The organism is Pantoea sp. ICBG 828 (assembly GCF_002928355.1).
In the GTDB taxonomy this organism is placed as follows: Bacteria; Pseudomonadota; Gammaproteobacteria; order Enterobacterales; family Enterobacteriaceae; genus Pantoea; species Pantoea dispersa.
In genome coordinates this window covers 13,640-36,216 of sequence record NZ_POWN01000001.1, presented here as the reverse complement: position 1 = coordinate 36,216, position 22,577 = coordinate 13,640, and the positions used below count along the sequence as shown (strand labels likewise).

Sequence of the window (22,577 nt, the reverse complement as noted above, 5' to 3'; positions counted from 1 at the left end):
CTCATATCACCCATCAACGTGCGATCTGACCGGCGCTAAAGCGGGAAAACGCTCCCAGACCGGCTCCACGCCGCCCGGCAGCCATAGCTTGCGCCCCAGTTCAATCCACGGACAGGGTTGGTGAAAATCGGACCCCTGCGAAGCCGCCAGCTGATTATCGCGCGCATAGCTCGCCAGCTGGGTACGTTCATTCGGTGCCTGCTGACACTGCGCCACTTCCATCGCATCGCCGCCTTCTGCGGCAAAATGCGCAATCAGTCGCTTCAGCCATTTGGCCGACAGTCCGTAGCGCGCAGGATGGGCCAGCACCGCCACGCCACCAGAATGATGAATAGCATCAATGGCTTGTTTAATTGTACACCATTGTGGTGGCACGTAGCCGGTTTTGCCGCGCGCCAGATAGTTTTTAAATACCTGCGCCATGTTATCGGCTTTGCCCAGCTCTACCAGATAGCGGGCAAAATGCCCGCGGGTGATCACCCCGCCCTGCGCCAGACGCTGAGCGCCGGCCAGCGCGTCAGGAATGCGCGCGCGCTCCAGCCGTTCAGCAATCAACTCTGCACGTGCCATACGGCACTGGTGCTGCTGCGCCAGAAAAGCGGTTAACGCCGGATGCTGCGTATCAACGTTGAGCCCGACAATATGAATTTCGTGGTTTTCCCACAGCGTCGACGCTTCCACACCGGCCAGTACCCGTAGCGGTAGCTGAAGCTGCTGCACCGCCGCCTGCGCTTCAGCAACGCCCGCCACGCTGTCGTGATCGGTAATCGCCAGCACGCCGACGTGCATCTCAACGGCGCGCTGCACCAGCGCGGTCGGCGTCAGCAAACCGTCAGAAGCCTGGGTATGGCTGTGTAAATCATAAAGTGGAAAACGGGCGATATCTGACAAGGTCACTCCAGCGACTGCATTAAACCGGCTGGCATGATAACGATTTTGCCCGTAACTGAAAAAGGGTATTGACTTTTTTCACCCGAACCAGTTAACTAGTACACAAGTTCACACGTAACGGGTATTTAATCATGGCTCTTATCGGTACGCATGTTAATGGTTGGTGGCGCGATGATCCCTTTCACGGGCGACGTCGTCATGCACATTTTGCGTAACCGCAGTGCAGATACCTGAGCCCGCCACCGAGCGGGCTTTTTTTTGAGCGAAATTCAGAGAATCCATTATGGCTAATGCGAAACCTACATTGAAGTTGATTACCGGTACCGCGCCCTACCGCGAAGATCCGGCCGCAGTGTTTCATCAATTATGCGGCGCACGTCCGGCAACTCTGCTGCTTGAATCTGCCGATATCGACAGCAAGCAGAACCTGAAAAGCCTGCTGATTGTCGACAGCGCGCTGCGCATCAGCGCCCTGGGCAATGTTGTTACCCTGCAGGCGCTGTCGGAAAACGGCCGCGCGCTGCTGCCGCTGCTGGACGAAGCACTGCCCCCCGAGGTGCGCATCGCCGTGCGCCCGGACGGACGTGAGCTGCATTTCACGCCGGTTGAGGGTCTGCACGATGAAGACTCCCGCCTGAAAGCGCTGTCGGTGTTTGATGCGCTGCGTCTGATTCCGCATCTGGTTAACAGCCCGGCCGAAGAACGTGAAGCCATGCTGCTGGGCGGCCTGTTTGCCTACGATCTGGTGGCGGGATTTGAAGATCTGCCGCCGCTGCGCAATGACCAAAGCTGCCCGGATTACTGTTTCTACCTCGCCGAAACGTTACTGGTGATCGATCACCAGCAGCGCAGCGCCCGTCTGCAGGCCAGCCTGTTTGCGCCGTCCACCAGCGAGTTTCAGCGTCTGCAGAGCCGTATCGAACAGCTGCACGGTCAGATGACGCAGCCAGCGCCAGCGCTGCCGGTGCAGCGCGTCGAGCAGATGACGCTGAGCACCAGCCAGAGCGATGAAGCTTACTGCAACGTGGTAAGCGAACTGCAGCAGGCCATTCGCATCGGTGAAATTTTCCAGGTGGTACCATCGCGCCGCTTCTCACTGCCGTGCCCGTCACCGCTGGCGGCTTACGATACGCTGAAAAACAGCAACCCCAGCCCGTATATGTTCTTTATGCAGGATCAGGATTTTGCGCTGTTCGGCGCTTCGCCGGAGAGCTCGCTGAAGTATGACGCCAGCTCACGCCAGATCGAAATCTACCCGATTGCCGGTACGCGTCCGCGCGGTCGCCATGCGGATGGCTCGCTGGATCGCGACCTGGACAGCCGTATTGAACTGGAAATGCGCACCGATCATAAAGAGCTGGCTGAGCACCTGATGCTGGTGGATCTGGCGCGCAACGACCTGGCGCGTATCTGTGTGCCCGGCAGCCGTTACGTGGCGGATTTAACCAAAGTGGACCGCTACTCGTTTGTGATGCATCTGGTGTCCCGCGTGGTTGGCACGCTGCGCAACGATCTTGATGTGCTGCACGCCTATCGCGCCTGCATGAACATGGGCACGCTGAGTGGTGCACCGAAAGTGCGTGCGATGCAGCTGATTGCGGAAAAAGAAGGCACGCGGCGCGGCAGCTACGGCGGCGCGGTCGGCTACTTTACCGCCAGCGGCGACCTTGATACCTGCATCGTCATCCGCTCCGCCTGGGTGGAAGGTGGCGTCGCCACTGTGCAGGCCGGTGCCGGCGTGGTGCTGGATTCTCAGCCTCAGGCTGAAGCGGATGAGAGCCGCAACAAAGCCCGCGCGGTATTGCGCGCCATCGCTACTGCCCATCACTGCAAGGAGATTTTCTGATGGCCGATATCCTGCTGCTCGATAATATCGACTCCTTTACCTACAACCTCGTTGATCAGCTGCGTACCTTTGGCCACAACGTGGTGATTTACCGCAACAACGTCCCGGCAGAAGTGCTGATCGACCGCCTGCAGCAGATGGAAAACCCGGTGCTGATGCTCTCACCCGGCCCTGGCGCACCGAAAGATGCCGGCTGCATGCCGCAGCTGTTACAGGCGCTGCGCGGTCAGCTGCCGATCATTGGTATCTGTCTCGGCCATCAGGCCATCGTCGAAGCTTACGGCGGGCACGTCGGCCAGGCGGGCGAAATTCTGCATGGTAAAGCCTCCGCCATTACCCATGATGGCGAGGCAATGTTTACCGGCCTCAGCAACCCGCTGCCGGTGGCGCGTTACCACTCGCTGGTGGGCAGCAATACGCCGGCGGAACTGACGGTTAACGCCAGCTACAACGGCATGGTGATGGCGGTGCGTCACGAAACGGACCGCGTGTGCGGCTTCCAGTTCCATCCTGAGTCGATTCTCACCACGCAGGGCGCACGTCTGCTGGAGCAAACACTGGCCTGGGCGCTGGCGAAATAACAGGGAGATGATGATGCAAACTATTCTGGAAAAACTGTATCAGGCGCAAACGCTGAGCCAGGCCGAGAGCCACCAGCTGTTCAGCGCGATTATTACCGGACAGCTGGAGCCGACGCAGCTGGCAGCGGCGCTGATCGCCATGAAAGTGCGTGGCGAGCGCCCGGAAGAGATCGCCGGTGCCGCCTCCGCGCTGCTGGCCGATGCCAGACCTTTCCCGCGTCCGGACTATACCTTTGCCGATATCGTTGGCACCGGCGGTGATGGCAGCAACAGCATTAATATTTCAACGGCCAGCGCCTTTGTCGCCGCCACCTGCGGGCTGAAAGTGGCCAAGCACGGCAACCGCAGCGTCTCCAGCAAATCCGGATCTTCCGATCTGCTGGCCGCTTTCGGTATCAATCTCGACATGCCGGCGCAGCAGGCACGGCAGGCGCTGGACGATCTCAACGTCTGCTTCCTGTTTGCGCCGCAGTATCACAGCGGTTTCCGCCACGCGATGCCGGTGCGCCAGCAGCTGAAAACCCGCACGCTGTTTAACGTACTTGGTCCGCTGATCAACCCGGCGCGCCCACCGCTGGCGGTGATTGGCGTCTACAGTCCGGAACTGGTGCTGCCCATTGCCCAGACGCTGAAAGTGCTGGGCTACCAGCGTGCTGCCGTGGTGCACGGTGGCGGCATGGATGAAGTGGCGCTGCACAGTGCGACCCAGGTCGCTGAGCTGCGTGACGGCGAGATCACCAGTTACCAGTTGACGCCGGAAGACTTTGGCTTCAGCTTCCAGCCGAAAGAGGCACTGGCCGGCGGCACACCGGAAGAAAACCGTGACATTCTGACGCGTTTGCTCCAGGGTAAAGGCCAGCCCGCCCACGAGCAGGCCGTTGCGGTAAATGTCGCAATGTTGCTGAAAGTATTCGGAAATGAAGATTTGCGCGATAACGCTGAGCGCGCCATGGCTGCCATTCGCAGCGGTCAGGCGTACGAGCGCGTTGTGGCACTGGCAGCGAGAGGATGAAATGAGTATCAAGGGCACCGTATTAGAGAAAATTGTGCAGGATAAAGCCCTATGGGTTGAAGCACGGAAATCGCAGCAGCCGCTGGCCTCCTTCCAGAACGATCTGCAGCCGGCGGAGCGTCATTTTTACGAAGCGCTCCGTGGCACGCGCACCGTCTTCATTCTGGAGTGTAAAAAAGCCTCCCCGTCGAAAGGGCTGATTCGCGCCGATTTTGATCCCGCGACTATCGCCGGGATCTACCGCCATTACGCCACTGCGGTGTCAGTGCTGACCGATGAGAAATATTTCCAGGGCAGCTTTGATTTCCTGCCGGTGGTCAGCGCCGCCATCACGCAGCCGGTGCTGTGCAAAGACTTTATTATTGATCCCTACCAGATTTACCTGGCGCGCCATTATCAGGCCGATGCCATTCTGCTGATGCTGTCCGTACTGGATGATGAGCAGTACCGTCAGCTGGCTGCGGTGGCGCACAGTCTGAAAATGGGCGTGCTGACCGAAGTCAGTAACGAAGAAGAGCTGGAGCGCGCTATTGCGCTGGAAGCTAAAGTGGTCGGCATCAACAACCGCGATCTGCGTGATTTGTCGATTGACCTGAATCGCACGCGTCAGCTGGCCCCGCGTCTCAGCCATGGCGTCACCGTAATCAGCGAGTCCGGCATCCATAATTACGCCCAGGTGCGCGAGCTGAGCCATTTTGCTAACGGCTTTTTAATTGGCTCGGCGCTGATGGAAGAGCACGACCTCGACGCCGGTGTACGCCGCGTGCTGCTGGGCGATAACAAGGTGTGCGGCCTGACCCGCCCGGAAGATGCGCAGGCCGCGCATCAGGCTGGCGCGCTGTATGGCGGCGTGATCTTTGCCGCCGGTTCGCCGCGCCAGGTTAACGAGGCGCAGGCGCAGGTGGTGATCGCCGCTGCGCCGCTGAAGTATGTCGGCGTGTTCCGCAATCAGCCTATCGGTGACGTTGTCACGTTAGCCACACGTTTATCGCTTGCGGCCGTCCAGCTGCACGGCGACGAAGACAAAGCCTACGTTGCGGAACTTCGCCAGGCGCTGCCAGCCAGCGTGCGCATCTGGAAGGCGCTGAGCATTCAAGATCGGTTGCCGCCACGCGACTGGCCGCACGTTGATCGCTACGTGCTGGATAATGGCCAGGGTGGCAGCGGTCAGCGCTTTGACTGGTCGCTGCTGCAGGGTGAAGAGCTGGCTGATGTGCTGCTGGCCGGAGGCCTGAGCGCCGATAACTGCGTCGAAGCCGCTCAGCTCGGCTGTGCCGGCCTCGACTTCAACTCCGGCGTGGAATCCGCGCCGGGCATCAAAGATGCCAGCAAAGTCGCGGCGGTATTCCGCACGCTGCGCGCCTATTAATTGCGTCTGCCCGCCTGCGGGCGGGCCGGATAAGGAAGAGGACACGATGACGACATTACTTAATCCCTACTTTGGCGAATTTGGCGGCCAGTATGTGCCGCAGATTTTGATGCCAGCACTGCGTCAGCTGGAAACGGCCTTTGTTGAAGCACAGCGCGATCCGGCGTTTCAGGCTGAATTCACTGACCTGCTGAAAAACTACGCCGGTCGCCCGACGGCCCTGACGCTGTGCAGCAACCTGACCAAAGGCAGCAAAACCCGCCTGTACCTGAAGCGCGAAGACCTGCTGCACGGCGGCGCACACAAAACTAACCAGGTGCTGGGCCAGGCGCTGCTGGCAAAACGCATGGGCAAAAACGAGATCATCGCGGAAACCGGCGCCGGTCAGCACGGCGTGGCGTCGGCACTGGCGTGTGCCCTGCTCGGCATGAAATGCCGTATTTACATGGGCGCGAAAGACGTTGAGCGCCAGTCACCCAACGTGTTCCGTATGCGGCTGATGGGCGCAGAGGTGATTCCGGTACACAGCGGCTCGGCCACGCTGAAAGATGCCTGTAACGAGGCGCTGCGCGACTGGTCCGGCAGCTACGAAACCGCACACTACATGCTCGGCACTGCCGCAGGTCCGCACCCGTTCCCGACCATTGTGCGTGAATTCCAGCGCATGATTGGCGAAGAGACCAAAGCGCAGATTCTTGAAAAAGAGGGTCGCCTGCCGGATGCGGTACTGGCGTGCGTCGGCGGCGGTTCTAACGCCATCGGCATGTTTGCGGATTTCATCGAAGAGAGCAGCGTGCGCCTGATCGGCGTGGAGCCTGCGGGTCACGGTATTGACACCGGTGAGCACGGTGCGCCGCTCAAGCACGGTCGCGTCGGCATCTATTTCGGCATGAAGGCGCCGATGATGCAGACCGAAGAGGGACAGATCGAAGAGTCCTACTCCATCTCTGCCGGTCTCGATTTCCCGTCGGTCGGTCCGCAGCATGCGCACCTGAACAGCACCGGCCGCGCTGACTACGTGTCAATCACGGATGATGAAGCGCTGGATGCCTTTAAAACGTTGTGTCGTGCCGAAGGCATCATTCCGGCACTGGAGTCATCGCACGCGCTGGCGTATGCGCTGAAGATGATCCGCGAAAACCCGGACAAAGAGCAGTTGCTGGTGGTAAACCTTTCCGGCCGCGGCGACAAAGACATCTTTACCGTTCACGATATTCTGAAAGCTAAGGGAGAGATCTGATGGAGCGTTATAATCAGCTGTTTCAACGTCTGTCCGCGAAACAGGAAGGCGCATTTGTGCCCTTCGTCACCCTTGGCGATCCGTCGCCGGCGCTGTCGCTGAAGATTATTGATGCGCTGGTCGCGGGCGGTGCGGATGCGCTGGAGCTGGGCATTCCGTTCTCTGATCCGCTGGCCGATGGCCCGACGATTCAGGGCGCTACGCTGCGTGCCTTTGCCGCCGGCACCACCGTGGCGCAGTGTTTTGAAATGCTCGCCACCGTGCGCCAGAAATACCCCGAGCTACCGATTGGTTTGCTGATGTACGCTAACCTGGTGTTCAGCAGAGGTATCGACAACTTCTACGCGCAGTGTGCTGCGGTGGGCGTTGACTCGGTGCTGGTGGCTGACGTGCCGGTGGAAGAGTCGGCACCATTCCGCCAGGCGGCGATGCGTCACAACATTGCGCCGATCTTTATCTGTCCGCCCAACGCGGATGACGATCTGCTGCGCGAAATCGCCTCGCACGGCCGTGGCTACACCTATCTGCTGTCACGCGCCGGCGTTACCGGTGCGGAAAATCGCGCCAGCCTGCCGCTGCATCATCTGATCGAGAAGCTGCGCGAATATCATGCTGCGCCACCGCTGCAGGGCTTCGGCATCTCTGAGCCGGGTCAGGTGAAAGAGGCAGTTGCCGCCGGAGCCGCCGGAGCCATCTCCGGCTCGGCCATCGTGAAAATCATCGAGCGTAATCAGAACGACCCAACGGCGCTGCTCAGCGAACTGCAAACGTTCGTCAGCGATCTCAAAGCGGCTACCCGCTAAGTTGGCACGGCCCTGCACTGGCTGCAGGGCCCTTCTTACTTCCTGCCTCTTTTTTTCTCCCCTGCGACAAACTTTTTCATCGCACCTGAGTTGCCGAAATGCGAGGCACGGCCCACACTTAAGCGTGCCGTCACGTTACGGTGCACCACCATCTATGACAGGGAGATAACCAATGAAATTGTTCAAAGTCGTTGCGGGTTTTTTAGTGGCTGCAGTGATGGCGCTCACCTTAAGTGCCTGTGCACCAACAGCAACAAAGGAAGGGACCGGCGGTTACATCGATGACACGGTCATTACCACCAAAGTGAAGGCACAGCTGCTGAATGACGAGGCGCTGAAATCGACAGAAATTAACGTTGAGACCTTCAAAGGGAAAGTACAGCTGAGCGGCTTTGTCAGCTCGCCGCAGATGGCCAACCGCGCGGTTGCGGTAACGCGTAACGTAGCGGGGGTAAAATCCGTCGTCAACAATATGCAGATTAAGTAACTAAACGGGCGACCTGCGGGTCGCCCTTTTTCTTTCTGGTGTAAAAATCAGAAACGGTAGCCCGCGCCAAAGAAGAACACCCATGGATCGATGCGGGTATTGATATTCTGCTGTTCGCCCGCCGCTTTGAATTTCACCTCGGTATCGATGTCCATGTACCACAATGACGCGTTGAGCATCCAGTCGCGGTTGATCTGATAATCCAGCCCGACCTGACCCGCCACGCCCCATGAATCTTTCACGCTCAAATCGCTCAGCTGCGCATCCTGCCCGGTCTGGTTGAACTTCGCATCGTAGAAGGTGGTGTAGTTGATCCCGACACCAACGTAAGGGCGCAGCGCGCTTTGGCTGTCGAAAAAGTAGTACTGCGCCATCAGGGTGGGCGGCAGCTGACGCACGGTAGCGAGGTTGCCGGTCGGGCCAAGTCCCACTTTGTGGCGGAACGGCGTGGCCGCCAGCAGCTCAACGCCGATATTGTCGGTCGCCATGCAGGTAAACGTCAGACCCAGCTGGGTATCATTACTGACGCTGAAGCCGCCCATACCCAGCACATTATCAGAGCCTTCGGTCGGACGAACGGTCGCGCTACCGGCGCGCACAAAAAAATCACCGGCCTGGTGAGCCAGTGCCAGTTGCGGGATCGCCAGCGCCAGCAGCAGCGCGCATTTAGCCAGTTTCATAATCACTCCTTTGCCGGAAAAAAGGGTATTGAGGTTAATCGCGGCACAAGATTTACCCCTTTTTTGCGAAAAGATCATCAGCATCAATTCAAATTAATCACTTATAAAACAATGAATTGATTCAGATCAATTTTGCCTTTACAAGCGGACATAAAAATCCTGTTGCCGCCATGACACGGCGTGATTATGTTGCTATTCCCCTTTTGTGATTTTGGTTCGAAGCCTCAGGAGTGGCGGGCGATCAGATGAGCGATTTACTTAACCCCTGTATGACCTGTGGCGCCTGCTGCGCCCATTTTCGCGTTTCTTTTTACTGGGCCGAAGCCGACGACGGCGGTGGCGCGGTGCCGGTTGAACTGACAGAACCCCTGAGCCTGATGATGCGCAACATGCGCGGCACCAACGATCGTGCCCCGCGCTGCGTGGCGCTGCAGGGTGAAATTGGCGGCTGTGTTTCCTGTGGGATTTATGCGCAGCGGCCGTCACCGTGCCGGGAGTTCGCCATGTCCGGCGAAAATGGCGTGCCGAATGACGCCTGCGATCGCGCGCGGGCGCGCTATGGTTTACCCGCGCTTTTTCACCCTTCTTTACCTGAGATGACAGAAAGTTATGGGATTCCGGGTGCCAGCCTGCCTGAAGAACATGTACAATCGCCGGGTTAATTAACCCGGTTCCTTCAAGGAGTGTACATGTCTATCACGGCAAGCTCGTTATACCGTGACACAGGAAATTTTCTGCGCCATCAGCTGGTCACCATCGTGCTGATGGCGTTGCTGACCTCGTTTATTACCGTGATTGTTGGCCACGCCCTGACGCCGGGCGAGGATCAGTTATCCCTGCTCAGCCAGACCGACAGCAGCGCCTCTTCGCTGTTTGAAATCGTCCAGAACATGTCACCGGATCAGCAACGCATTCTGCTGCGCGCCTCTGCCGCCGGCACTTTCGCTGCCCTGATTGGCAACACGCTGCTATTGGGCGGCATGCTGTGCCTGCTGCCGATGGTATCCAGTGGACAGCGCGTCAGCGCGCTGCGCGCGATTGGCGCCTCTGCGCCGCTGCTGCCGAAACTGCTGGTGCAGACCTTCCTGATCACCCTGCTGGTGCAGCTGGGCTTTATGGTACTGATGGTGCCGGGTGTGATTCTGGCGATTCTGCTGTCGCTGGCGCCGGTGATGCTGGCAAGTGAAAAAATGGGCATTTTCAGTGCGATGCGCGCCAGTATGCGTCTGGCCTGGAAGAACGTTAAGGTGATCGCCCCGGCAATTATTCTGTGGCTGCTGGCGAAAATTGCGCTGATGTTCTTCTTCTCCTCGCTGACCGTGCTGCCTGCCAATATCGCTTCAGTGGTGCTCAACGCGCTGGGCAACCTGGTATCAGCCATTCTGATTATCTATTTGTACCGGCTGTATATGCTGTTACGTTAAGCGTTATGGCGCCCGCGGCGGCGCCGTAACTCAACGCTCCTGCCCCTGACTGGAAACGCTATGAAGCAGTTACTCGATTTTCTTCCCCTGGTAGTTTTCTTTATTTTCTACAAGCTGTACGACATTTTCGTCGCCTCCGGCGCGCTGGTGGTGGCGACCGGTATCGCGCTGGTGGTCAGCTGGGTGCTGTACCGCAAGCTGGAAAAGATGACCATTTTCACCTTTGTGCTGGTTGCGGTGTTCGGCACCCTGACCTATGTGTTCCACAACGATGAGTTCATCAAGTGGAAAGTCACGGTGATTTACTCGCTGTTTGCGCTGGCACTGCTGTACAGCCAGTGGTTTATGCAGCAACCGCTGATCCAGACCATGCTTGGCAAAGAGCTGCAGCTGCCGGGTGCGGTATGGCGTCGGCTGAATATCGCCTGGGCCCTGTTCTTCCTGGCCTGCGGCCTGGCGAATATTTATGTCGCGTTTTGGTTATCCCAGGCGTTTTGGGTTAACTTTAAGGTGTTCGGTCTTACCGGCCTGACCCTGCTGTTTACGCTGTTAAGCGGCCTGTACATCTGGCGACAGATGCCGCAACAAGAACAAAAATAATCGATGCAGCCCGGTCTCCGCCGGGCTTGTCTTCACCTGCAGAAGAACTGAGCAATGGACGAAAAACATAAGTTGCCGCAAGGCGAGATGGTCTCGCGTACCCTGGCGATGCCGGCAGATACCAATGCCAACGGTGATATCTTCGGCGGCTGGCTGATGTCGCAGATGGATATGGGCGGCGCGATACTGGCTAAAGAGATTGCCAAAGGCCGCGTGGTAACGGTGCGCGTGGATGGTATGACCTTCCTCAAGCCCGTCGCCGTCGGGGATGTGGTGAGCTGCTACGCGCGCTGCATCCGCACCGGCAATAGCTCGATGACCATTAACGTGGAAGTGTGGATTAAAAAAGTGTCGTCCGAACCGATCGGCCAGACTTACTGCGCCACCGAAGCGGTGTTTGTTTACGTAGCGGTCGATAACAGCGGGAAATCCCGTCCGCTGCCGGAAGGCCAGGCCAATCTGAGCAATTAAGCGTATAAAAAAAGCGGCCCGGAATGGCCGCTTTTTCTTTGCCTGTCTGGCTTTACTCGATGTTCGCGCCGCCGTTAATGCGGAACACGATGTTCATCGTCAGCCCCTTGCCCGGCCGCCCTGGCTGATAGCGCCACTTCTTCATCGCCTGCTTCACTTCGCGCTCAAACATGTTGCGCGGCTCGGCGGACAAAATCTCGACGTTATCGACGCGCCCATCGCTGTCCACGTCAAACTTCACCCGCACCCGCCCTTCAACGCGCAGCGCGAACGCACGCGCCGGATACGCCGGCTTGCTGACGCTCATCGCTTTCGGTCCATCCGACACCGTCTGCGTTGGGGACGGGTTACTCTTCGGTGCCGTCGAGGGGCGCGTTTGCGCGGCTGGCGCGTCCTGTTTAAACGGATTCTCCTGCGGCTTCACCTGCTGGCGCGGCTTCGGCTCTGCCTTTTTCTCCACCTTTGGCTTCGGTTTCGGTTTTGGCTTCGGTTTAGGTTCCGGCTTAGGGATCGGCACCGGCTCGGCTTTTGGTGGCTCTGGTGCGACCTCCGGCTCGGGTTCCGGTTCGGGCGGCGGCGGCGGGGTTACTGCTGCCGGTGCCGGTTCAGGCTGCACTTCCGGTGCCACCATGCTAATGCTGATAGGCTGAGACGCTTTAGGAACCTCAATGGTCTGATGAAATGAAGCATAAAGAATGCCGGCGATTACCGAACCGTGAAGGAGCACGGACAAAATCACGGACACAGGCGTTCGGGTTGGAAAAGGCGTAGTCAACGTCGTCATATCAGTCATGTTCATTGAGTGAAGCGCTGATTTTAAATGCAAATAGCAATCAGTTTCAATAAGCACGCTACTGAAGGCCAAAAGAAAGGCGCTTTTTAACCCTGCCTGCGTTGCAGCGCGCGCCCATTATCTTTCGTTTGCACTCTGTTTAGCGATCACTTAACGTGTCTCGCAAATTCGGCAAGTCTAACGGGAGTATCCCATCGTGCTTTACGTCATTTATGCGGAAGATACCGCAGATTCACTGGAAAAACGTAACTCTGTGCGCCCGGCACACCTGGCGCGTCTGCAGCTGCTGCAGGATGAGGGGCGTCTGATTGTCGCCGGTCCTCTGCCTGCCGTCGACAGTAATGAGCCGGGCCCGGCTGGTTTCACCGGTTCTGTGATTGTTGCCGAGTTCTCATCGCTGGAAACGGCCCAGTCGTGGGCCAATGACGATCCGTATATCGCCGCTGGCGTGTACGATAAAGTCACGGTTAAACCGTTTAAACGGGTGTTCTGATGCAGTGGCAGCCCCTTCTGTTGTTAGTGCTGGTGCTGCTGCTGATTGGTCGTGCGCTGTGGCTGTGGCGCCGTCAGGGCTGGCGTCAGGCGCGCCAGCACATCGTCATGCTGGTGGTACTGGCGGCGGCCCTGCAGATAGTGAATGTTTCACTGGTATTACGCGGCCACTGACGACCGCGTTCATTGCTCAGGTATTCTGCGTGATAAACAGGATAGAGCGACGCTGCTGCTGCGCCACCTGATGACGAATCGCATGGATGCGCTTATAACGACGTGACTGCCCTTCCAGCCAGCGGGCACGACGGCGATGCGCCTGGCGTAACATTCTCCAGCGGGCCACTTCATTTCTGCTGCGTCTCATCACATCCTCTCTGACTGGCTAAACCCGCGACGCATTATAGTGATCTGGCTAAAAATGCCAAATCGAAACCTTCATCGAAACGTCATCAACGATTAAAGGTTTCGCTGGCGCAGATCAACACGTAAACTTTGCCCATCAAAGCGCGAACGGGACGTCCACTTTATGACCACATTTTATACCCTTATCAGTTGGTTGCTGCTGTTTGGCTACTGGCTGCTGATTGCCGGGGTTACGCTGCGCATCCTGATGAAGCGGCGAGCGGTGACCTCAGCGATGGCCTGGCTGCTGATCATCTACATTCTGCCGCTGGTGGGTATTATCGCCTATCTGTCGTTTGGCGAACTGCATTTAGGTAAACGTCGCGCTGAACGCGCCCGCACCATGTGGCCCTCGACCGCCAAATGGCTCAACGACCTGAAACAGTGTCGTCACATTTTCGCGACTGAACACAGTGACGTGGCGCGCTCCCTGTTCGAGCTGTGCCGTCATCGTCAGGGTATTGCCGGCGTTAAAGGCAATCAGCTGCAGCTGCTGACCAGCGCCGATGACGTGATGCAGGCGCTGATCCGCGATATTCAGCTGGCGCGCCATAATATTGAGATGGTGTTCTACATCTGGCAGCCGGGTGGTCTGGCTGATGATGTGGCGGAATCGCTGATGGCTGCCTCACGGCGCGGCGTGCACTGCCGCCTGATGCTGGACTCCGCCGGCAGCGTGGCGTTCTTCCGCAGTCCGTGGGTAGGCATGATGCGCAACGCCGGTATTGATGTGGTCGAGGCATTGCAGGTCAGCCTGTGGCGTGTGTTCCTGCGCCGCATGGATTTGCGTCAGCACCGCAAAGTGGTGCTGATCGATAACTACATTGCCTATACCGGCAGCATGAATCTGGTGGATCCGCGCTTCTTTAAACAGGATGCTGGCGTGGGTCAATGGATTGATCTGATGGCGCGCATGGAGGGCCCGGTGGCCACTACCATGGGCATCGTCTACGCCTGCGACTGGGAAATCGAAACCGGCAAACGCATTCTGCCGCCGGCGCCGGACGGCAATGTGATGCCGTTTGAGCAGGAGAGCGGTCACACCATTCAGGTGATCGCCTCAGGTCCGGGCTTCCCCGAGGACATGATTCATCAGGCGCTGCTGACGGCGGTGTATTCAGCGCGCGAGCAGCTGATCATGACCACGCCCTACTTCGTGCCGAGCGACGACTTACTGCACGCCATCTGTACCGCCGCGCTGCGTGGCGTTGAGGTGAGCATTGTTGTACCGCGCCATAATGACTCGCTGCTGGTCGGCTGGGCCAGCCGCGCCTTCTTCACTGAACTGCTGGAAGCCGGGGTGAAAATCTATCAGTTTGAAGATGGCCTGTTGCACACCAAGAGCGTGCTGGTGGACGGTCAGCTCAGCCTGGTGGGCACGGTGAACCTGGATATGCGCAGCCTGTGGCTCAACTTCGAGATCACGCTGGTGGTGGATGATGACGGCTTTGGTAGCGATCTCGCCACGGTCCAGGATGATTATATCGCCCGTTCGCGTCTGCTGGACGGCGCGCGCTGGGCAAAACGTGCCTGGTGGCAGCGCATCGTCGAACGACTGTTTTACTTCTTTAGCCCTTTACTGTAAAACGAGCGAAAATATTACCGCCTCAGGGCAAGCAGGAATGACCATGGATTTAAATAATCGCCTTACTGAAGATGAAACGCTGGAACAGGCTTACGATATTTTTCTTGAGCTGGCAGGCGATAACCTCGATCCGGCAGACATCATTCTGTTCAATCTGCAATTTGAAGAGCGCGGCGGTGCCGAGCTGTTTGATCCATCCGAAGACTGGCAGGAACATGTGGATTTCGATCTCAACCCTGACTTCTTCTCAGAAGTGGTGATCGGCCTCGGTGAAGCGGACGGCGAACCGATTACCGATGTGTTCGCGCGGATCCTGCTGTGCCGCGAGAAAGATCATAAGCTGTGTCATATTCTGTGGCGTGAATAAGCCGCAGCGCATAAAAAACGCCGGGCACTGCCCGGCGTTGTTGTTTATGGCACCGCTATTAAAGCGGATCAACCTTCAGACAGGACACCGCATGGCGGAAACTGCCTTCGAGTAGCGGTCGGGTTTTGGCGCACTCCGGGCCGGCAATCGGGCAGCGGGTGCGGAACACGCAGCCTGATGGCGGATTGATTGGCGACGGCAGTTCCCCTTCCAGCAGCTGAATCTGCTTATTTTTCTCCAGGTCCGGATCAGGAATCGGCACCGCCGACATCAGCGCTTTGGTGTACGGATGCTGCGGATCGTTATATACCGCATCATAGGTCCCCAGCTCAACCGCGTGGCCGAGATACATCACCAGTACGCGATCAGAGATGTGCTTCACCACCGCCAGGTCATGCGCGATGAAGATCAGCGACAGGCCCATTTCACGCTGCAGTTTCTGCAGCAGGTTGACCACCTGCGCCTGAATCGACACGTCGAGCGCCGACACCGGCTCATCACAGATAATCAGCTTCGGCTCAAGAATCAGCGCACGGGCGATACCGATACGCTGGCACTGGCCACCGGAGAACTCGTGCGGATAGCGGTTGATGAGGTTCGGCAGCAGACCGACCTTCATCATCATGTTTTTAACCTTATCCTTCACTTCCTGACGCGGCATCTTTGGATAGTAGGTGCGCAGCGGTTCGGCGATGATGTCACCAATGGTCATACGCGGGTTGAGCGAGGCCAGCGGGTCCTGGAAGATCATCTGAATGTCACTGCGCGCCTGACGCCACTCTTCCTGGCTCTGGCCCAGCAGATCGCGCCCCAGCCACGCCACGCGCCCGTCGGTGGCTTTCACCAGACCGATAATGGCGCGCGCCAGCGTGGATTTGCCGCAGCCGGATTCACCCACCACGCCGAGGGTTTCGCCTTCATACAAACGCAGACTGACACCATCCACCGCTTTCAGGGTTTTCGGCGGCTGCCAGAACCACTGCTTGCCGTCTTTGATATCGAAATGCACCCTGAGATCGGCGATTTCCAGCAACACTTTTTTTTCTTCGATTACGGTGCTCATACTAACTCCTCCACCGGTTTGAAGCAGGCGCGCAGGCGCCCTTCGGCAAACGGTTCAAGCGGCGGTGATTTGGCACAAATATCCATGGCATATGCGCAGCGCGGCTGGAACGGACAGCCCTGCGGCAGACGCAACAGATTGGGCGGGTTGCCGGGAATGGTGGTCAGCGACTCTCCCTCCGCGTCAAGACGCGGCACCGCGCTCAGCAAACCGATCGAGTACGGATGGGCCGGCTGGTAGAACACATCGCGCGCACGGCCATATTCCATGGTGCGCCCGGCATACATCACCAGTACCTTGTCACAGATCCCGGCAACAACGCCGAGATCGTGAGTGATCATGATGATGGCGGTGTTAAATTCACGCTTCAGCTCATTCAACAGCGTCATGATTTGCGCCTGCACGGTGACATCCAGCGCAGTGGTTGGCTCATCGGCAATCAGCAGCTTTGGCCGGCACAGCAGCGCCATGGCGATCATTACGCGCTGACGCATGCCACCGGAAAACTCGTGCGGGAACATCTTCATGCGTTTGCGCGCTTCCGGCATTTTCACCGCGTCCAGCATGCGCACCGACTCTTCAAACGCCTGGGCGCTGCTCATGCCTTTGTGCAGTTTCAGCACCTCCATCAGCTGTTCGCCGACGCGCATGTACGGATTGAGCGATGTCATCGGGTCCTGGAAAATCATCGCAATCTGCTCCGCGCGCAGCTTGTTCAGCTTGCTTTCCGGCAGATTGAGGATTTCGCTGCCGTTGAACTGCGCCGAGCCGCCAATGCGACCATTTTTCGCCAGCAGTCCCATCAGTGCAAACGCGGTTTGCGATTTTCCGGAGCCGGATTCACCGACAATGCCCAGCGTTTCACCGGCGCGCAGGGAAAAGTTGAGGTCGTTCACAGCGGTCACGTCGCCGTCGTGAGTACTAAAGGTGACGCGCAGATCTTTAACGTCCAGCAGCAGGTTAGCGTTTCCCGCAGGTGCAGCCGCCAGCGGCTGCTGAGTATCATGATGGGTCATCGGGAAACTCCTTAACGATCTTTCGGGTCGAGGGCGTCACGCAGGCCATCGCCGATAAAGTTGAAACAGAACAACGTCACCACCAGGAAGCCCGCCGGGAACATCAGCAGCCACGGTGATACTTCCATCGAGTTGGCGCCGTCGCTCAACAGCGCGCCCCAGCTGCTCAGTGGCTCCTGGGTACCGAGGCCAAGGAAGCTCAGGAAGGATTCAAACAGGATCATGCTTGGCACCAGCAGCGAGGCATACACCACCACCACGCCCAGCACGTTCGGCACGATGTGGCGCAGCACGATATTGCCGGTAGAAACACCGCCGACCTGCGCCGCTTCGATGAACTCTTTGCGCTTCAGTCCCAGCGTCTGGCCGCGCACGATACGCGCCATATCCAGCCATGACACCATGCCAATGGCAACGAAGATCAGCAGGATATTGCGGCCAAAGAAGGTCACCAGCAGGATGACGAAGAACATAAACGGGAACGAGTTGAGGATTTCCAGGATACGCATCATCACCGAGTCAATCTTGCCGCCAAGGTAGCCGGCCAGCGAACCGTACAGCGTGCCCACCAGCACCGCGATCAGCGCTGAAGCGATGCCAACCATCAGTGAGATACGGCCGCCAATCGCCACGCGCACCAGCAGGTCACGTCCCGAAGAGTCGGTGCCAAACCAGTGCCCTGAGGTGGTGTCCGGCGGTGCAGACATCATCGCCCAGTCGGTATCATCATATTTGAACTGCGCCAGCATCGGGGCGAACACCACGAACAGCGCAATCACCAGCAGCACCAGCAGGCTGATAAGGGCCGCACGGTTATGAATAAAGCGGCGACGTGCGTCCTGCCACAGGCTGCGCCCTTCCACTTCCAGCTTTTCGCTGAACGCGTCCAGAGCTTCGCTATTTTTCTTACTTAACATCATGAGCGAGCTCCACCATCAGTAACGAATTTTCGGATCGATAACGGCGTACAGCACGTCAACGATCGCGTTGAACAGGATGGTCAGCACGCCGACCAGAATGGTCAGGCTCATCACCAGCGAGTAGTCACGGTTCAGTGCGCCGTTGACAAACAGCTGACCGATGCCCGGCAGACCGTAAATTGATTCGATTACCATCGAACCGGTGATGATGCCAACAAACGCCGGCCCCATATAGGAGAGCACCGGCAGCAGCGCCGGCTTTAGCGCGTGGCGCAGCACAATACGGCGCAGCGGCAGACCTTTCGCACGCGCGGTGCGGATGAAGTTAGAGTGCATCACTTCAATCATCGAGCCGCGGGTGATACGGGCGATACTGGCGATGTAAGCCAGTGACAGCGCCACCATCGGCAGTAGCATGTAGTTCCACTGCCCGCCATTCCAGCCGCCGCCCGGCAGCCAGCGCAGGGTGATGGCAAAGATCAGTACCAGTAGCGGTGCCACCACGAAGCTGGGAATGACCACCCCGGTCATCGCCACCCCCATGACCGCATAATCCCACAAACTGTTTTGCTTCAGCGCGGCGATAACCCCCGCCGTCACGCCCAGCATCACCGCAAGGAAGAATGCTGCCAGCCCCAGTTTGGCCGATACCGGAAACGCATGACCGACCAGGTAGTTAACCGAGTAGTCTTTATATTTAAACGACGGCCCGAAATCGCCGTGTGCCAGCTGCACCAGGTAGCTGAGATATTGTTTGCCGATCGGGTCGTTGAGGTGATATTTGGCCTCAATGTTGGCCATGACTTCCGGCGCCAGCGCACGCTCGCCGGTGAACGGACTGCCGGGTGCCAGTCGCATCATAAAGAAGGAGATGGTGATCAGAATGAATAGCGTCGGGATGGCTTCAAGGAGCCGACGCAGGATGAATTTTAACATTGCCGTACCTACCAGGCTGTTGCTTCACAAAGTCAAAAAGGCGGCGCCGCAGCACCGCCACTGTCGATAGCCTGAGTGCTATTAATGCTTAATGATGTACAGGTTCTTATCCAGGGTTTTATCCAGCGGATCGTTGCCGGTGTAGCCGCCAACGTACGGTTTCACCAGACGCGCGTTCACGTAGTAGTAAACCGGCACGATGGTGCTGTCTTTATCCAGGATCTGCTCTGCTTTCTGATAATCGGCCACGCGCGCTTTGTCATCCGCCGCTTTCACCGCATCGTGAATCACTTTGTCGAAGTCCGCGCTCTTATAGTGCGAGGTGTTACTGCTGCTGTCCGACAGCATGATGTTCAGGAAGGAAGTCGGTTCGTTATAGTCGGCACACCATGCTGCGCGGGAGACATCGAAGTTGCCCTGATGACGGGTATCCAGGAAGGTTTTCCACTCCTGGTTTTCCAGCTTGATGTTCACGCCGATGTTCTTTTTCCAGATAGACGAAGCGGCAATCGCCAGTTTTTTGTGCAGATCGGAGGTGTTATACAGCAGGTTGAAGGTCAGCGGTTTGTCGGCGGTATAACCGGCTTCGGCCAGCAGTTTCTTCGCTTCTTCGTTACGCTTGTTCTGATCCCACTTGTACCAGTCCGGCGGCAGCAGTTCCATGCCGTCAGTGGCTGGCGGTGTGAAGCTGTAGGCCGGCTGTTGACCCTGCGCCAGCACTTTGTTCACCATGATGTCGCGATCCAGACCCAGCTTCAGCGCGGTACGCACGCGAACATCGGTAAACGGTGCTTTCTGGTTGTTGATTTCATAGTAGTAGGTGCACAGATACGGTTTCACCATCAGCTCTTTACCGTTATCACGCTGCAGTTTTTTAAACAGCTCGATCGGCATGTTGTTGTAAGTGATGTCGCTGCCGTTCTCGGAGAAATAACGGTTCACATCGCTGACTTCGGAGTTGATTGGCAGGAAGGTGACTTTATTCAGTACGGTATGTTCGTTGTCCCAGTATTCCGGGTTACGCACCAGCGTCACGCGTTCGTTGATCACGTGAGATTCCAGTTTAAATGCACCGTTGCCGACCCAGTTCTGCGGCTGCGTCCACTGGTCGCCAAACTTCTCAATGGCGGGCTTATACACCGGTGACATCACCGCGTTGATCAGCAGCTTATCGAAGTACGGTACCGGCTCGCTCAGCGTCACTTCCAGCGTGTGGTCATCCAGTGCTTTCACGCCAAGATCGGAGGTCGGTTTTTTACCGGCGATGATGTCATCCACGTTGAGGATGTGGCCATACTGCGGGTAGCTCGCATAAGGCGAGGCGGTTTTTGGATCGACCAGACGCTGCCAGCTGTAGACGAAGTCCTGCGCGGTGACCGGCTCGCCGTTTGACCATTTGGCATTTTTACGCAGATGGAAGGTCCAGACTTTGTAGTCTTTGTTTTCCCAGCTTTCCGCGACGCCCGGAACCGGCTTGCCGTTGCTGTCGCTCACGATCAGACCTTCATACAGGTCACGGGCGATATTATCTTCCGGCACGCCTTCGATTTTGTGCGGATCCAGCGACTGCACTTCATCGCCATTGCCGCGCACCAGTTCCTGTTTCGCTGCCAATTCGGTACCCGCCGGTACGTTGGCCGCCAGTGCAGCATTCCCTGCCAGCGCGCCGATGGCCGCCAGTACGCCTGCGGCGATCAGGCTTTTTTTCGTGATGTTGTTCATTATTACGCTCCAGTTTTATTATCGTCACCGGGTCGGCTGACCGCCCGGCGTACCCCGTTTCCGGGAGATCTCCGCCTGTCTGCGCGAAGATCACTACCACCCTGCAGGGTTACCACGGCAACGTGACGCCCGACTGTAGCGCCGGATCGTCACATTACTCAATGTTTCTTTATGTAATAGTATTTCAGCGCCAGCATATCCTGCGGATCTTTGCCGCTGAAACCGCCCACCCACGGCTTCACCAGCCGCACGCTAACGCGGTAGTAAACCGGGATGATCGGTGAATCCTGATCCAGCTGTTGTTCCGCCTGCTGATAGAGTTGCGCGCGCTGCGCGTCATCAGCGGTGTTGAGCGTTTGCGCCATCAGCGCATCAAATGCGGCGCTGTGATAAAACGCGGTGTTGATGGAGGAGCCACTCAGCAGCAGATTGAGGAAGCTGGATGGCTCGTTGTAATCCGCACACCAGGTGGCGCGCACCACATCAAACTGTGCCTGATGACGGGTCTCCAGTAGCGTTTTCCACTCCTGATTTTGCAGCGTCACCTGTGCACCGAGATTCTTTTGCCACATCGAGGCAGCCGCAATCGCCTGACGCTTGTTCTGTTCTGAAGTGTTATACAGCAGGGTAAAACGCAGCGGATGCCGGGCATTGAAGCCAGCTTCCGCCAGCAGCTGCTTCGCTGCCGCGTTACGTTGCGCCTGTGTCTGCTGCGCCCACGCCGGCGTATTGAGAGCAATACCGTGAATAAAGGGCGGCGTCAGGCCGTAGGCCGGGATCTGTCCCTGCCCCATAATTTTCTGTGCGATGATGTCGCGGTCGAGCGTTAACTTCAGCGCGCTGCGTACGCGGACGTCGTCAAACGGCGCTTTCTTGTTATTGATTTCGTAATAGAAGGTGCACAGTAGCGGGCTGACTTTTACTTCATCTCCCAGCGACTGCTGCAGTTTTTTGAACATATCGGGCGGCACCACGCTGTTGGTCATGTCAGTGCCGCCACTGCGATAGCGGTTGATATCACTATTCTCAGACGTGAGCGCCAGAAACACGCCTTCGTCCAGCGTGGTATGGGCATTGTCCCAGTAGTGCGGATTACGCTTCACCACGATCTGCTCGTTCACCACCCAATCTGCCAGCGTGTAAGCACCATTACCCACGTAGTGCTGCGGCTGTGTCCAGGCATCGCCCCACTGCTCTACCGCCGGACGATACACCGGTTTCATCGAAGTATGAGCCAGCATATCAACAAAATACGGGACCGGTTCAGAGAGCGTAACCTGCAAATGATGATCGTCCAGCGCTTTCACGCCCAGCTGGGAAGGCGCAGCTTTACCGGCGAGGATGGCATCAATGTTGCTGATGTGCGCAGCCTGCAAATAGCTGGCGTACGGCGAGGCGGTGCGGGGATCGGCCAGACGCTGCCAGCTGTAGACAAAATCCTGCGCGGTGACCGGCTCACCATTGCTCCAGCGGGCGTCTTTACGCAGCGTGAACGTCCAGATGCGGCCCTGCTGATTTTGCCACTGCTGCGCCACGCCAGGCACCAGTTGACCGTTATTGTCGGTCTCAACCAGTCCTTCCAGCAGATTGCGAATCACATTGGATTCCGGCACGCCCTCGACTTTTTGTGGATCAAGCGAGGACACTTCGCTGCCATTGTTAATAACGATGCGTTGCGTATCCGCTAATGATATCCCGGCTGGGATCTCAGCGGCCTGACTTTGCGCCAGCGCACTGGAGAGGCAAAGCGCCAGAAACGTGCGCGCTGCCGTTTTCGCTACCATGCTTTTCATCAACCAATATCAACCTTCAACATAACCTGATAGCAGTAAGCAAGAAGCGTACACATTTGTTGCTAGCAGATAAAAAATTTTGCG

At 57.6% G+C, this 22,577-nt stretch carries 23 protein-coding genes, 1 pseudogene and 1 other annotated feature; of the genes and pseudogenes, 14 read left to right on the top strand and 10 right to left on the bottom strand.

Annotated elements, in window-relative coordinates:
• Positions 1 to 6 precede the first annotated feature (6 nt).
• Positions 7 to 891 (bottom strand): PHP domain-containing protein, encoded by an 885-nt coding sequence (locus C1Y43_RS00185; protein WP_088517175.1) that lies wholly within the window; start codon positions 889 to 891, stop codon positions 7 to 9.
• Between the two features lie 155 nt (positions 892 to 1,046).
• Positions 1,047 to 1,151 (top strand) — a sequence feature (Trp leader region).
• 23 nt (positions 1,152 to 1,174) lie between these two features.
• Between C1Y43_RS00185 and C1Y43_RS00180 the strand changes: the two genes are divergently transcribed.
• From C1Y43_RS00180 to C1Y43_RS00150, 6 genes and pseudogenes are all read left to right on the top strand, one after another.
• The gene (locus tag C1Y43_RS00180; RefSeq protein ID WP_031280219.1) at positions 1,175 to 2,737 is read left to right on the top strand and encodes an anthranilate synthase component 1; all 1,563 of its coding nucleotides are present in this window, start codon (positions 1,175 to 1,177) and stop codon (positions 2,735 to 2,737) included.
• Positions 2,737 to 4,330: pseudogene (gene trpD, locus C1Y43_RS24025) on the top strand (bifunctional anthranilate synthase glutamate amidotransferase component TrpG/anthranilate phosphoribosyltransferase TrpD). Before C1Y43_RS00180 ends, trpD begins: the two are co-directional and overlap by 1 nt.
• A gap of 1 nt (position 4,331) precedes the next feature.
• Positions 4,332 to 5,699 (top strand): bifunctional indole-3-glycerol-phosphate synthase TrpC/phosphoribosylanthranilate isomerase TrpF, encoded by a 1,368-nt coding sequence (gene trpCF, locus C1Y43_RS00165; RefSeq protein WP_104186575.1) that lies wholly within the window; start codon positions 4,332 to 4,334, stop codon positions 5,697 to 5,699.
• 46 nt (positions 5,700 to 5,745) lie between these two features.
• Complete coding sequence (gene trpB, locus C1Y43_RS00160; RefSeq protein ID WP_021510101.1) at positions 5,746 to 6,939, top strand: tryptophan synthase subunit beta; 1,194 nt, start codon at positions 5,746 to 5,748, stop codon at positions 6,937 to 6,939.
• Positions 6,939 to 7,742 carry a tryptophan synthase subunit alpha gene (gene trpA / locus C1Y43_RS00155; protein ID WP_104186573.1) on the top strand — a complete coding sequence of 268 codons (804 nt, stop codon included), beginning with the start codon at positions 6,939 to 6,941 and terminating at the stop codon, positions 7,740 to 7,742. Before trpB ends, trpA begins: the two co-directional genes overlap by 1 nt.
• 172 nt (positions 7,743 to 7,914) lie before the next feature.
• Positions 7,915 to 8,229, top strand: a complete 315-nt coding sequence (locus tag C1Y43_RS00150) for a BON domain-containing protein (protein ID WP_021510099.1) — start codon at positions 7,915 to 7,917, stop codon at positions 8,227 to 8,229.
• Between the two features lie 47 nt (positions 8,230 to 8,276).
• Here the strand turns inward: C1Y43_RS00150 and ompW are convergent, their stop codons facing one another.
• Positions 8,277 to 8,909 (bottom strand): outer membrane protein OmpW, encoded by a 633-nt coding sequence (gene ompW / locus C1Y43_RS00145; protein WP_104186571.1) that lies wholly within the window; start codon positions 8,907 to 8,909, stop codon positions 8,277 to 8,279.
• A gap of 245 nt (positions 8,910 to 9,154) precedes the next feature.
• On the opposite strand from ompW, the gene C1Y43_RS00140 reads away from it, so the two are divergent.
• Genes C1Y43_RS00140 through yciA form a run of 4 tightly spaced genes read left to right on the top strand, consistent with a single transcriptional unit; the run spans position 9,155 to position 11,404 of the window.
• Positions 9,155 to 9,571 (top strand): YkgJ family cysteine cluster protein, encoded by a 417-nt coding sequence (locus C1Y43_RS00140; protein WP_104186569.1) that lies wholly within the window; start codon positions 9,155 to 9,157, stop codon positions 9,569 to 9,571.
• 27 nt (positions 9,572 to 9,598) lie between these two features.
• On the top strand, positions 9,599 to 10,333 hold the full coding sequence (locus C1Y43_RS00135) for a YciC family protein (RefSeq protein ID WP_058758636.1): 735 nt from the start codon (positions 9,599 to 9,601) through the stop codon (positions 10,331 to 10,333).
• 60 nt (positions 10,334 to 10,393) lie between these two features.
• Complete coding sequence (locus C1Y43_RS00130; RefSeq protein ID WP_058758637.1) at positions 10,394 to 10,933, top strand: septation protein A; 540 nt, start codon at positions 10,394 to 10,396, stop codon at positions 10,931 to 10,933.
• Positions 10,934 to 10,987: 54 nt separating this feature from the next.
• Positions 10,988 to 11,404 carry an acyl-CoA thioester hydrolase YciA gene (gene yciA, locus C1Y43_RS00125; RefSeq protein ID WP_058758638.1) on the top strand — a complete coding sequence of 139 codons (417 nt, stop codon included), beginning with the start codon at positions 10,988 to 10,990 and terminating at the stop codon, positions 11,402 to 11,404.
• A 52-nt stretch (positions 11,405 to 11,456) separates the two neighbouring features.
• On the opposite strand, the gene tonB is transcribed toward yciA, so the two are convergent.
• Positions 11,457 to 12,188: a TonB system transport protein TonB gene (gene tonB, locus C1Y43_RS00120; RefSeq protein WP_181444748.1), complete on the bottom strand. Its 732-nt coding sequence runs from the start codon at positions 12,186 to 12,188 to the stop codon at positions 11,457 to 11,459.
• 205 nt (positions 12,189 to 12,393) lie between these two features.
• Between tonB and C1Y43_RS00115 the strand changes: the two genes are divergently transcribed.
• Both C1Y43_RS00115 and C1Y43_RS23865 read left to right on the top strand, forming a co-directional pair.
• Positions 12,394 to 12,690, top strand: a complete 297-nt coding sequence (locus C1Y43_RS00115) for a YciI family protein (RefSeq protein WP_010617723.1) — start codon at positions 12,394 to 12,396, stop codon at positions 12,688 to 12,690.
• Complete coding sequence (locus C1Y43_RS23865; protein WP_021510092.1) at positions 12,690 to 12,863, top strand: hypothetical protein; 174 nt, start codon at positions 12,690 to 12,692, stop codon at positions 12,861 to 12,863. The genes C1Y43_RS00115 and C1Y43_RS23865 overlap by 1 nt, the downstream gene beginning before the upstream one ends.
• A gap of 16 nt (positions 12,864 to 12,879) precedes the next feature.
• Here C1Y43_RS23865 and C1Y43_RS23540 read toward each other — a convergent pair whose 3' ends face one another.
• A complete protein-coding gene (locus C1Y43_RS23540; RefSeq protein ID WP_088517180.1) occupies positions 12,880 to 13,053 on the bottom strand; it encodes a YciY family protein in 174 nt (57 codons plus the stop codon).
• 162 nt (positions 13,054 to 13,215) lie between these two features.
• Here C1Y43_RS23540 and cls point away from each other — a divergent pair, with 162 nt between their 5' ends.
• Positions 13,216 to 14,676, top strand: a complete 1,461-nt coding sequence (cls, locus tag C1Y43_RS00110; RefSeq protein ID WP_021510090.1) for a cardiolipin synthase — start codon at positions 13,216 to 13,218, stop codon at positions 14,674 to 14,676.
• Between the two features lie 37 nt (positions 14,677 to 14,713).
• Positions 14,714 to 15,043: an HI1450 family dsDNA-mimic protein gene (locus tag C1Y43_RS00105; protein ID WP_013509338.1), complete on the top strand. Its 330-nt coding sequence runs from the start codon at positions 14,714 to 14,716 to the stop codon at positions 15,041 to 15,043.
• 58 nt (positions 15,044 to 15,101) lie between these two features.
• Here C1Y43_RS00105 and oppF read toward each other — a convergent pair whose 3' ends face one another.
• The 6 genes from oppF to C1Y43_RS00075 all read right to left on the bottom strand — a co-directional run bounded on the left by oppF (position 15,102) and on the right by C1Y43_RS00075 (position 22,493).
• On the bottom strand, positions 15,102 to 16,106 hold the full coding sequence (oppF, locus tag C1Y43_RS00100; protein ID WP_104186567.1) for a murein tripeptide/oligopeptide ABC transporter ATP binding protein OppF: 1,005 nt from the start codon (positions 16,104 to 16,106) through the stop codon (positions 15,102 to 15,104).
• Positions 16,103 to 17,122: an ABC transporter ATP-binding protein gene (locus C1Y43_RS00095; RefSeq protein WP_021510087.1), complete on the bottom strand. Its 1,020-nt coding sequence runs from the start codon at positions 17,120 to 17,122 to the stop codon at positions 16,103 to 16,105. Before C1Y43_RS00095 ends, oppF begins: the two co-directional genes overlap by 4 nt.
• A gap of 11 nt (positions 17,123 to 17,133) precedes the next feature.
• Positions 17,134 to 18,042, bottom strand: a complete 909-nt coding sequence (oppC, locus tag C1Y43_RS00090) for an oligopeptide ABC transporter permease OppC (RefSeq protein WP_021510086.1) — start codon at positions 18,040 to 18,042, stop codon at positions 17,134 to 17,136.
• A 15-nt stretch (positions 18,043 to 18,057) separates the two neighbouring features.
• Entirely contained in the window at positions 18,058 to 18,978 is a 921-nt protein-coding gene (gene oppB, locus C1Y43_RS00085) for an oligopeptide ABC transporter permease OppB (protein WP_104186565.1), read from the bottom strand.
• Positions 18,979 to 19,059: 81 nt separating this feature from the next.
• Positions 19,060 to 20,700: an oligopeptide ABC transporter substrate-binding protein OppA gene (oppA, locus tag C1Y43_RS00080; protein ID WP_021510084.1), complete on the bottom strand. Its 1,641-nt coding sequence runs from the start codon at positions 20,698 to 20,700 to the stop codon at positions 19,060 to 19,062.
• A 158-nt stretch (positions 20,701 to 20,858) separates the two neighbouring features.
• On the bottom strand, positions 20,859 to 22,493 hold the full coding sequence (locus C1Y43_RS00075) for an ABC transporter substrate-binding protein (protein WP_104186563.1): 1,635 nt from the start codon (positions 22,491 to 22,493) through the stop codon (positions 20,859 to 20,861).
• Between the last annotated feature and the right edge of the window lie 84 nt (positions 22,494 to 22,577).

Bases quoted from the DNA above. Each gene is read 5' to 3' on its own strand.
- oppB (WP_104186565.1), bottom strand. From the start codon at position 18,978: ATGTTAAAATTCATCCTGCGTCGGCTCCTTGAAGCCATCCCGACGCTA.
- C1Y43_RS23540 (WP_088517180.1), bottom strand. From the start codon at position 13,053: ATGAGACGCAGCAGAAATGAAGTGGCCCGCTGGAGAATGTTACGCCAG.
- yciA (WP_058758638.1), top strand. From the start codon at position 10,988: ATGGACGAAAAACATAAGTTGCCGCAAGGCGAGATGGTCTCGCGTACC.
- trpB (WP_021510101.1), top strand. From the start codon at position 5,746: ATGACGACATTACTTAATCCCTACTTTGGCGAATTTGGCGGCCAGTAT.
- oppC (WP_021510086.1), bottom strand. From the start codon at position 18,042: ATGATGTTAAGTAAGAAAAATAGCGAAGCTCTGGACGCGTTCAGCGAA.
- C1Y43_RS00180 (WP_031280219.1), top strand. From the start codon at position 1,175: ATGGCTAATGCGAAACCTACATTGAAGTTGATTACCGGTACCGCGCCC.
- C1Y43_RS00140 (WP_104186569.1), top strand. From the start codon at position 9,155: ATGAGCGATTTACTTAACCCCTGTATGACCTGTGGCGCCTGCTGCGCC.
- C1Y43_RS00130 (WP_058758637.1), top strand. From the start codon at position 10,394: ATGAAGCAGTTACTCGATTTTCTTCCCCTGGTAGTTTTCTTTATTTTC.
- cls (WP_021510090.1), top strand. From the start codon at position 13,216: ATGACCACATTTTATACCCTTATCAGTTGGTTGCTGCTGTTTGGCTAC.
- C1Y43_RS00150 (WP_021510099.1), top strand. From the start codon at position 7,915: ATGAAATTGTTCAAAGTCGTTGCGGGTTTTTTAGTGGCTGCAGTGATG.
- C1Y43_RS23865 (WP_021510092.1), top strand. From the start codon at position 12,690: ATGCAGTGGCAGCCCCTTCTGTTGTTAGTGCTGGTGCTGCTGCTGATT.
- C1Y43_RS00135 (WP_058758636.1), top strand. From the start codon at position 9,599: ATGTCTATCACGGCAAGCTCGTTATACCGTGACACAGGAAATTTTCTG.
- tonB (WP_181444748.1), bottom strand. From the start codon at position 12,188: ATGACGACGTTGACTACGCCTTTTCCAACCCGAACGCCTGTGTCCGTG.
- trpCF (WP_104186575.1), top strand. From the start codon at position 4,332: ATGAGTATCAAGGGCACCGTATTAGAGAAAATTGTGCAGGATAAAGCC.
- trpA (WP_104186573.1), top strand. From the start codon at position 6,939: ATGGAGCGTTATAATCAGCTGTTTCAACGTCTGTCCGCGAAACAGGAA.
- C1Y43_RS00075 (WP_104186563.1), bottom strand. From the start codon at position 22,493: ATGAAAAGCATGGTAGCGAAAACGGCAGCGCGCACGTTTCTGGCGCTT.
- C1Y43_RS00105 (WP_013509338.1), top strand. From the start codon at position 14,714: ATGACCATGGATTTAAATAATCGCCTTACTGAAGATGAAACGCTGGAA.
- ompW (WP_104186571.1), bottom strand. From the start codon at position 8,909: ATGAAACTGGCTAAATGCGCGCTGCTGCTGGCGCTGGCGATCCCGCAA.
- C1Y43_RS00095 (WP_021510087.1), bottom strand. From the start codon at position 17,122: ATGACCCATCATGATACTCAGCAGCCGCTGGCGGCTGCACCTGCGGGA.
- oppA (WP_021510084.1), bottom strand. From the start codon at position 20,700: ATGAACAACATCACGAAAAAAAGCCTGATCGCCGCAGGCGTACTGGCG.
- oppF (WP_104186567.1), bottom strand. From the start codon at position 16,106: ATGAGCACCGTAATCGAAGAAAAAAAAGTGTTGCTGGAAATCGCCGAT.